At 70.5% G+C, this 6,626-nt stretch carries 6 protein-coding genes; 4 read left to right on the plus strand and 2 right to left on the minus strand.

Annotated features, from left to right (window positions below; all coding sequences use genetic code 11):
- A complete protein-coding gene (locus ACWFR3_RS26115) occupies positions 1-756 on the minus strand; it encodes an ABC transporter permease (RefSeq protein ID WP_453737047.1) in 756 nt (251 codons plus the stop codon).
- A gap of 37 nt (positions 757-793) precedes the next feature.
- Positions 794-1,576, minus strand: coding sequence for an ABC transporter ATP-binding protein (locus ACWFR3_RS26120; protein WP_453737048.1), 783 nt, complete (start codon positions 1,574-1,576; stop codon positions 794-796).
- A 102-nt stretch (positions 1,577-1,678) separates the two neighbouring features.
- Here ACWFR3_RS26120 and ACWFR3_RS26125 point away from each other — a divergent pair, with 102 nt between their 5' ends.
- From ACWFR3_RS26125 to ACWFR3_RS26140, 4 genes are all read left to right on the plus strand, one after another.
- Complete coding sequence (locus tag ACWFR3_RS26125; protein WP_453737049.1) at positions 1,679-2,320, plus strand: TetR/AcrR family transcriptional regulator; 642 nt, start codon at positions 1,679-1,681, stop codon at positions 2,318-2,320.
- Positions 2,321-2,467: 147 nt separating this feature from the next.
- On the plus strand, positions 2,468-3,316 hold the full coding sequence (locus ACWFR3_RS26130; protein WP_361181391.1) for a 3-hydroxyacyl-CoA dehydrogenase family protein: 849 nt from the start codon (positions 2,468-2,470) through the stop codon (positions 3,314-3,316).
- A gap of 162 nt (positions 3,317-3,478) precedes the next feature.
- On the plus strand, positions 3,479-3,802 hold the full coding sequence (locus tag ACWFR3_RS26135; protein ID WP_160507247.1) for an STAS domain-containing protein: 324 nt from the start codon (positions 3,479-3,481) through the stop codon (positions 3,800-3,802).
- Between the two features lie 268 nt (positions 3,803-4,070).
- On the plus strand, positions 4,071-6,581 hold the full coding sequence (locus tag ACWFR3_RS26140; RefSeq protein ID WP_453737050.1) for an ATP-binding protein: 2,511 nt from the start codon (positions 4,071-4,073) through the stop codon (positions 6,579-6,581).
- Positions 6,582-6,626 lie beyond the last annotated feature (45 nt).

Genomic DNA, 6,626 nt, shown 5'->3' on the forward strand with positions numbered 1-6,626 from the left:
TTACGCGCCCGCCCTCCGGAAGACACGTGTGCCGACCGTCACGGACCCGAGTGTGAGTGCGGCCGCCGTCAGGACGCCGTACAGCATCGCCGTACTCGCGTAGTCGCCCACGTAGGCGGACCGCACCGCGTCCACGAGATAGCGGAACGGCATGAAGTGCGAGAGCACGTCGAGCCAGCCCGGCGCGAGCGCCATCGGCAGCATCAGGCCGGAGAGCAGCATCGAGGGCATGCTGACCGCGTTGATGACGGGGCCGAACTCGTGCGGCTTGGAGACGAGCAGCGCGAGCGCGTACGAGAGGGACGCGAGGACGACCGTCAGGACCCCCACGAACGCGAAGCCGATGAGGATGCCGGCGAGCGGTGCCCGCAGCCCCATCACCACGGCCGCCAGGACGAGCAGCACCGCCTGGAAGACGAAGAGCGCGGCATCGCGCAGCACCCGCCCGAGAAGCAGCGCGAGCCGGCTGACCGGCGTCACCCGCATCCGCTCGACCACCCCGAACTGCTTCTCGATGATGATCGCGAACCCGCTGTACGAGGCCCCGAACAGGCCGAGTTGCAGCAGCAGACCCGGCACGAGCACCTGCCAGGAGTCGCCGCGCGAGCCGAGCGGCAGGTCGGTAAGGAGCGGGCCGAAGAAGAGCAGATAGAGCAGCGGCATCAGGACGCCGAAGAGGATCTGGAACTTGGAGCGCAGGGTCTGGCGGGCGTACCGCCCGAAGATCAGTGCGGTGTCGGAGAGCAACGCAGACATGGGTGAGGTCCTGGGGGTCGTGGGAGTTGTTGAGGGCTCAGACGGCGACGGGCGCCGTGTCCTTGGGTGTGAGGTCGCGCCCGGTGACGGCGAGGAACGTGTCCTGGAGCGAGGCGTCGATGGAGCCGCCGTACCGGAGCTTGAGCGCGCTCGGCGTGCCCTCGGCGACCACGACGCCCTTGTCGATGACGACGAGGCGGTCGCAGAGCGCGTCGGCCTCGTCGAGGTAGTGCGTGGTCAGGACGACGGTGGTGCCGTGGTCGTCGCGCAGCCGCCGCACCAGCGCCCACAGATCGGCCCTGCTGCCCGGGTCGAGCCCGGTGGTCGGTTCGTCGAGGAAGAGCACTTCGGGCCGGTGCATCAGGCCCATGGCGATGTCGAGCCGCCGCCGCTGGCCGCCGGAGAGGGTCGCGCACTTGCGGTCGAGGAGGTCGGTGAGGTCCAGGTCGGCGGCCAGGTCCCGCGCCCTGGCGGCGGCCCGGGTCCTGGTCAGGCGGTAGAGGCGGCCCTGGGTGACCAGTTCCTCGCGCACGGAGATGTTCAGGTCGACGCCGCCGGACTGGGCGACGTAGCCGATCTTGCGCCGGACGGCGGCCGGGTCGCGGGCCAGGTCGATGCCCGCGACGGTGGCGGCGCCGCCGGTGGGCGGCAGGAGCGTGGTGAGCATGCGCAGCGTCGTCGTCTTGCCCGCGCCGTTCGGCCCGAGGAAGCCGAGGATCTCGCCGGGGGCGACGGTCAGGTCGATGCCGCGCACGGCCTCGACGGCGCCGCGCTTGGTCCGGAAGGTCCGGGTGAGTCCGGCCGTGCTGATGATTGCCATGGCGACCACAAAAACAGAGTCTCTTAAATTTTGCAATGACTCCAAATTTTATAGCCACTCCAACTTTTCAGTCTCCCTAGCCAGTGGCCGTAGGGTGGACCCATGGCTGAAGGACTCAGGGAGCGCAAGAAACGGCAGACCAAGCAGCGGATCTCGGACATCGCGACGGGGCTCTTCCTGGAGCACGGCTTCGTCACGGTGACCGTCGCGGAGGTCGCGGAAGCCGCTGACGTCTCCGTGAACACGGTCTACAACTACTTCCCGGTCAAGGAGGACCTCTTCCTCGACCGGGGTGAGGCCGTCGTCGACCGGCTTTCCGGCTACGTGCGCGGCCGTCGGCCGGGGGAGTCCGCAGCCGGGGCCGTGCTGCGCGAACTGCGCTCGGACGTCGAGGGCGTCTCGCCCAACGTCGGCCTCTTCACGGGCTGGGCCGACTTCATGAAGGTCATCACCGACGCCCACCCCCTGCGCTCCCGGCTCTGGGAGATCCAGCAGCAGGCGCTCGACCACCTCGCGGAGACCCTCGCCGACGAGACGAAGGCGGATGAGGGCGACCCCCTGCCCGGACTGATCGCGGGTCAGCTCTCCTGGATCCACAGCACGCTCATGGCCTGGATCGGCGACGAGATGACCAAGTGCCGCAAACCCGCCGAAGTGTCGCGTGACGCCCTCGTCCTGCTCGACGAGATGGAGGACCTGCTCGGCGAGAAGGTCCTCAACTACGCGGTGCGCGGCGTCGAATGACGCGTACCGGTGTGATGTCCGTCATCTGAGACGTGACGCGCATCTCTTCACGGCCACCTTCGCGCTCACGAGCGCTAATGTCCGCCGGAAGGGTAAACGTAAACAGCGTGTAAGCCAGACGTGATAAGCGGTAGGGGAGTCGGAACAGTGGCACGGAAGCTCGCCGTCATCGGAGCCGGACTCATGGGGTCCGGCATCGCTCAGGTCTCCGCCCAGGCGGGCTGGGACGTCGTCCTGCGCGACGTCACCGATGAGGCTCTGACCCGTGGCACCGACGGGATCAAGGCGTCGTACGACAAGTTCGTGAGCAAGGGCAAGCTCGCCGCCGAGGACGCCGATGCGGCCCTCGGGCGCATCACGACGAGCACCGACATGGACGCCGTCGCCGACGCGGACATCGTCGTCGAGGCCGTCTTCGAGAAGCTCGAGGTCAAGCACGAGATCTTCCGTACGCTCGACAAGATCGTGCGCGAGGACGCCGTGCTCGCGTCGAACACCTCTGCCATCCCGATCACGAAGATCGCGGCCGTGACGGACCGTCCGGAACGGGTCGTGGGCGCGCACTTCTTCTCGCCGGTGCCGATGATGCAGCTGTGCGAACTCGTGCGCGGCTACAAGACCAGCGACGAAACCCTCGCCCGCACACGGGAGTTCGCCGAGTCCGTCGGCAAGACCTGCATCGTCGTGAACCGCGACGTCGCGGGCTTTGTGACGACCCGTCTGATCTCGGCGCTCGTCGTCGAGGCCGCGAAGCTCTACGAGTCGGGTGTCGCCACCGCCGAGGACATCGACATCGCCTGCAAGCTCGGCTTCGGGCACGCCATGGGGCCGCTCGCGACCGCCGACCTGACGGGCGTCGACATCCTGCTGCACGCCACGAGCAACATCTACACGGAGTCCCAGGACGAGAAGTTCGCACCGCCCGAGCTGATGCGCCGGATGGTTGACGCCGGTGACATCGGCCGCAAGAGCGGGCAGGGCTTCTACAAGCACTGACGTCTCCTCCTCCTTTGCGGGGTCACCCCTCGGAGTGAATTCGGTATCGGTTCGCTTACAGACGGCAACTTCCTTGCCCATGCGGCAGTCAGTTGCAGTGACATACGCAGACGGCTTACGGAACAGACGTCACAGGAAACTCAGCACTCTCGGGGAGCGCATATGCACATCAGGGGCGACCAGGCCCAGCTGGTCGTCGGGGGACGCCTCGACGTACGCAGCGCGGCGGACGCCCGAACGGTCCTGCACTCGGCCGTCGACGACGGAGCCGGTGACCTGGTGCTCGACCTGTCCGAACTCGACTCGTGGGACGCCACGGGACTCGGCGTCATCATGGGCGCACACCGGCGCGCGGGACGATGCGGGCGCCGGCTCGTGCTCCGCAGTGTGCCGCCCCAGATGCAGCGCTTGCTCGTCGCCACCCGACTGCACCGCATCCTCGCCATCGAAGGTGGCATCGGGGTGGAATCGCTGCCCCGCGTGTGATCCACGCGTGATCCGCGATCATCCCCGGCTATTCGGGTGTGATTCGGGAGTGAAACGCATCTCGCGCACAATCCTCACGAAGCTGTGACGTCTCGGACGGCGCGGTACCCCGCCCGTTCGGAGATACTGAGCGAAGGTCTAGGGTTCGGTCGCCCACCGTCATGACGAAGACAGACGCCCGAGCGGGGGCACCGGACCAGAAGCGACAGCGCAGTGTGCACAAGGCCGGAGGGGGCTGTGTACACGACGCATCTGGGGGGCTTTGACCATGGACCCGATGAACCGGGGACCGGAAGAGTACGGCCAAGACGGCATCAACGACGACGACTCCGCGCGTTCCGCACGGCCACCGCGCGACCCTTCCCCAAGCTCTCAACTCCGTTCGAGCAGGGGAGACCCCAACACACCCGACTTCGGACAGCCCGCGCCCACGCTGGCCCGCACCGTCCAGCTCGTATCGGGCGACTTCCTGCTCACCGTGAACCCCGTCGACGGCAGCGAGATCGAACCCTGCCCGCCGGGCGAGCGGCCCCCGCGGCCCGTCAAGCGCACCGCCGCCGAGCGCGCCGAGCTGCGCCGCGCCTCGGCGCCGCCCGTGCCGCCGGGACCCGTCCTGCCCCGTACGCCGCTCCTGGAGCGGCAGGAGGAGCGCGAGCGGCTCGTGCGCCTGCTCGCACGCGGGCGTTCGGTGCGGCTCACCGGTCCCGCGGGCTCCGGGCGCACGTCGCTCCTGAGCGCCGTCGCCGAGGACTGCGCGGACCTCGCACCGGACGGCGTCATCCGGCTCTCCGGCTATCACAAGACGCCAGGCGAGCTGCTCCAGGACCTCTTCAACGTGGTCTACAACGCCCCGCTGCACCGCCCCGACCGCGCCCTGCTGCTCGAACTCGTCCACGAGATCGGTGCGGTCGTCGTGCTCGACGACCTGGAGTTCGGCGGGGCCGCCCTGGAAGAGCTGCTCGACGCCACTCCCGAGTGCGCCTTCCTGATCTCCGCCACCCCCGACGTCGCGGCGCCGTCACCCGACTCGCACCTCGAAGAGGTCTTCCTCGGCGGCCTCGGCCGCAGCGGCGGCCTGGAACTCCTGGAGCGCGGCGTCGGCCGCGTCCTCACGGACGACGAGGCGAGCTGGGCGGGCGACCTCTGGTTCGAGTCGGAGGGGCTTCCCCTGCGCTTCGTCCAGGCGGGCGCCCTGCTGCGCCAGCGCGACCAGCTGCGCGCCGACCCGAACGCCTTCGACGAATACGGCTACTACGCCGACGCCCCGGTCGACGCGCCCTTCGGCGCCGAGGGCCACGACGTACCGCTTCCCTCGCTCGCCGACGGCGCTGCGCCCGCGGCACTGCTCGCATCCCGGCTGAGCCCGTCGGCGCGCACCACGCTGCGGTTCGCCGTGGCGCTCGGCGGAGAGCTGCCGCACCAGGCGCACCTGCCCGCCCTCGTGGGGGACACGCACGCGGACGCGGCCCTCGCCGAGCTCGTCTCCACCGCGCTCGTCACGGCGGTCGGCTCGCACTACCGCCTCGCCGCCGGGGTGCGCACACAGCTGGAGGCTTCCGGGTACGCGGACGACACCGCCGAGCGCGCCCAGAGCGCCGCCCAGCACTACGCCTGGTGGGCCGGGCACCCCTCGGTCGGATCGGAGCGGGTCGCGGCCGAGGCGGACGCCGTGCTCGCCGCCCTCGGCGTCCTGGTCGCGGGCCAGGACAGCGCCGCCGTACTGCTCGCCCGTACGGTCGCTCCGGCCTTCGCGGGAGGGCTCGACTGGGGCGCCTGGGAGCGTGCCCTGCGGTCGGGCCAGGAGGCGGCGCGGACCGCGGGCGAGGTCGCCGAAGAGGCGTACTTCCACCACGAGCTCGGCATTCTCGCGCTCTGCGGCGGACAGCTCGACCGGGCCCGCGCCGAGCTGGAGGCGTCCATCGGACTGCGCGGCGCACTCGCCGACAAGCGGGGCATGATCGCGGGCCGCAGGGCCCTCGCCCTGGTTTCCGACCTCTCGGGCGGCGTGCTGTCCGGTGCGAGCCCGGCAGCGGGCGAAGAGCTGCCCGACGCGCGCCACGAGGAGTCGGCGTCCCCGCCCGGCGGCGTGCCGGCGGCGTTCGCGCTGCCCGTGCCGCCCCCGGAGCCCGAGACCCTGGTCACCCGCAACGCCTCGCCCGCCGCGGGCGCGGGCCCCGCGCCCACCCGCCGCTCCATCGTCAACGGCACCCGGCGCAACCTCGTGGCGGCGGGCGCGGGAGCCCTCCTCGCCGCAGTGCTCGGCACCGTGGTGACCCTCGGCGCGACGTCCGACAACGACGACAATCCGCCGGACAAGGTCAAGACGGAGCAGTCGGCGAGCCAGGACCAGGACGACGACGGCCTGACCGCCGACAAGCCCGCGAAGGACTCGACGAGCCGCCCGGACGACGACGGCGCGGACAACATCCCCGGCACGGCGGACGACGGAACACCCGGCGGGAGCGGCACCCCGTCCGGCGAGCCGAGCGACAGCGGCAAGCCGTCCGACGACACCTCGGACAAGCCGAGCGACAAGCCGACGACCAAGCCGCCCACCACGAAGCCGCCGACGACCAAGCCGCCCACCACGAAGCCGCCGACGACGAAGCCGCCCACGACGAAGCCGCCGACGACCCCTCCGCCGACGACCACGTCGCCGACTCCGGACCCGCCGTCGTCCCCGGACACCTCGAACTCGGCGAGCGGCCCCGCGAGCAGCAGCGCGATGAGCAGCCCGGCAACGAGCGACAGCTCTTCCGGTACGACGCCGACGGCCTGACGGGCAGACGGGCAGACATGTGAGGGGGCCGGGTCCACCAGGACC

The organism is Streptomyces sp. NPDC055189 (assembly GCF_053606765.1).

Excerpts from the sequence above, each read along its gene's own strand:
- ACWFR3_RS26140 (WP_453737050.1), top strand. The coding sequence starts at position 4,071 with ATGGACCCGATGAACCGGGGACCGGAAGAGTACGGCCAAGACGGCATC.
- ACWFR3_RS26120 (WP_453737048.1), bottom strand. The coding sequence starts at position 1,576 with ATGGCAATCATCAGCACGGCCGGACTCACCCGGACCTTCCGGACCAAG.
- ACWFR3_RS26125 (WP_453737049.1), top strand. The coding sequence starts at position 1,679 with ATGGCTGAAGGACTCAGGGAGCGCAAGAAACGGCAGACCAAGCAGCGG.
- ACWFR3_RS26135 (WP_160507247.1), top strand. The coding sequence starts at position 3,479 with ATGCACATCAGGGGCGACCAGGCCCAGCTGGTCGTCGGGGGACGCCTC.
- ACWFR3_RS26115 (WP_453737047.1), bottom strand. The coding sequence starts at position 756 with ATGTCTGCGTTGCTCTCCGACACCGCACTGATCTTCGGGCGGTACGCC.